This is a genomic window from Vibrio sp. 10N.261.52.A1 (genome assembly GCF_002876325.1).
GTDB lineage: Bacteria > Pseudomonadota > Gammaproteobacteria > Enterobacterales > Vibrionaceae > Vibrio > Vibrio chagasii.
Window position 1 is genome coordinate 1 of record NZ_MCYD01000599.1, and the last position, 2,458, is coordinate 2,458.

At 43.0% G+C, this 2,458-nt stretch carries 3 protein-coding genes; 1 reads left to right on the forward strand and 2 read right to left on the reverse strand.

Going from position 1 to position 2,458, the window contains the following annotated elements:
• Positions 1–28: 28 nt before the first annotated feature.
• Complete coding sequence (gene yceD, locus BCT81_RS10340; RefSeq protein ID WP_102424100.1) at positions 29–556, reverse strand: 23S rRNA accumulation protein YceD; 528 nt, start codon at positions 554–556, stop codon at positions 29–31.
• A gap of 149 nt (positions 557–705) precedes the next feature.
• Here yceD and BCT81_RS10345 point away from each other — a divergent pair, with 149 nt between their 5' ends.
• Positions 706–1,287 (forward strand): nucleoside triphosphate pyrophosphatase, encoded by a 582-nt coding sequence (locus tag BCT81_RS10345; RefSeq protein ID WP_102424101.1) that lies wholly within the window; start codon positions 706–708, stop codon positions 1,285–1,287.
• A 271-nt stretch (positions 1,288–1,558) separates the two neighbouring features.
• Here BCT81_RS10345 and rluC read toward each other — a convergent pair.
• A partial coding sequence (rluC, locus tag BCT81_RS10350; protein WP_102424103.1) for a 23S rRNA pseudouridine(955/2504/2580) synthase RluC occupies positions 1,559–2,458 on the reverse strand: 900 nt, incomplete at its 5' end.

A 2,458-nucleotide genomic window follows, 5' to 3' on the forward strand; every position in this document is an offset into this window, starting at 1 on the left:
ACTCCTATGTAAATTCTTAAAGAAGCAGTTACTTCTTCAAGCTTTTTAAAACATCAAATGGATTCGGCTTCTTGTCTTCCTCAATTTCTTCAGGAAGTTCACCAAACACCAAGTTATTTGAGTTAACGCTACATTTCGCATTATCGTGCATTGCTATTTGTGGCAATCCAAGGATGAACTCGTCTTCAACTAGTTGAATCAGGTCTAACTCACCGTACTCGTTCAGATCTACCAAATCGTACTCTTCCGGTGCTTCCTCTTCACTTTTCTCATTATAGTAAGGAGTATAAGTGAATCGGACATCGCACTCATGTGCGAAAACCTCATTACAACGCTGACACTCTAAATCGACTTCGACGTTAGCTTTACCAGAGATAACGACTAATCGTTGTTCATCAAGCCCAAATGACAATGAGACTTGCGCGTCACGTTTTACGCCTTCAGTTGCGTCAGCTAAACGCTTAAAAAGACTGGTTTGGATGATGCCATCTAAATCTAGTCGTTTCTGAGCCGTTCTTGCCGGATCAACTGTACGCGGTATTTTTACCTTTTGCATAGGGCGCGAATCTTATCTTCCAAATCGAGTTTAGTCAAAGGAAATGGCAAAAAAAGTACACTTTTTTACCTTTCCCATACAGAGCATTATGAATAGCGGGATAACTTCCTATATCCTACTGTAAATGCTTCTATGAATTGTAAATTAAAATGAAAAATTACCAACTAGTTTTAGCCTCTACCTCACCATTTAGGCAAGAGATCCTCAAAAAGCTACAAATTAGCTTCATTACAGCCAAGCCTGACTGTGACGAAACACCGATTTCAGGGGAGACTCCACAACAGTTGGTCCTGCGTCTTGCAGAAACCAAAGCTAAGTCTTGCGTCGTCGAGCAGCCAAGTTTGGTGATTGGTTCGGATCAAGTCTGCGTAATTGACGGCGAGATCATAGGTAAGCCTCACACGCGTGAAAAAGCGATTGAACAGTTGTCTCGTCAAAGTGGCAAGAGCATCACCTTCTATACAGGCGTCACTGTATGGAATAACAAAACCCAACGAGCTGACACGCGTCTCGATACCTTTATTGTTCACTTCCGTGACTTAACCGAGCAACAGATCATCTCTTACGTTGAAAAAGAAGAACCTTACTGGTGCGCTGGCAGCTTTAAGTGTGAAGGACTAGGTATCGCTTTGTTTAAAGAGATGGAAGGAAAAGATCCAAACACGCTTATCGGTCTGCCGCTTATCGATTTGATCGATATGTTAGATGCGCAAGGGATGAGTGTGCTTTAACGGATGCGATATCTTCGCTAGAGATTCCCTACTCCTTCCTTCGTCAGTCTAGGGAATGACGGAAACTAATGATTATTAAAATCCTGAGGTCTGCTAGTTATTTAGTTATTGGAGATTCACTTATCGTCATCCCCAAGAGCGAGTTGGGGATCTCCTACAACAAGCACAAACAAAAAAGGTTGACGATATTCGTCAACCTTTTTCATTTCCAGATAGCTGATACTATATCCTAAAAGAGTACTCCCCTTCGTATCTCTTATCTCGTATCTTATTAAAGCTTACGTAAACCAGTCAGCGCTTTTTCTAATCGCGCTTCCATCGGAGCTGAGATATCCATCTTCTCTTCGCTACCTGGGTGCGTGAACTTGATGTTTGCTGCATGTAGGAACAAACGATCCAAACCGACTTTTCCAGTGTAAGCATCAAAACGACGATCACCATAGCGGTCATCCCATGCAATTGGGTGGCCAGTATATTGAGTGTGTACACGAATTTGGTGCGTTCGACCGGTAATCGGGCTCGCTTGAATCAGTGTCGCATCTTTGAACTTCTCTAAAACCTTAAAACGGGTTTCCGAGGCTTTACCATTCGGGTTAACACGAACGATACTGTTTACTTCATTTTTCAGCAGAGGCGCGTTCACCACCTTACAGCTGTTCTTCCACTCGCCCATCACTAAAGCGAAGTAGTATTTTTGAACCGTTTTTTCACGGAATTGCGCTTGAAGATGTCTTAGCGCCGAGCGCTTCTTAGCAACAAGCAAGATGCCAGACGTATCTCTATCGATACGGTGCACTAACTCGAGAAAGCGAGCTTCAGGACGAAGTGCACGCAATGCTTCAATTGCGCCAAACTTAAGTCCACTACCGCCATGAACGGCAGTGCCCGATGGTTTATTTAGAATCAGCATGTGATCATCTTCATAAATGATGCACTGTTCCAATTCTGAAACCTTGTTGAGTTTCGTGCTTGGCACGTTCTCTTCGACTTTCTCTTCAATGGTAACTGGCGGGATACGAACTAAATCACCAGCTTTTAGTTTGTACTCAGCCTTGATGCGTTTTTTGTTTACGCGGACTTCGCCTTTACGCACGATTCGGTAAATCATGCTTTTCGGGATGTTTTTTAATTGGTTGCGTAAGAAGTTATCAATACGCTGACCAGCCATATC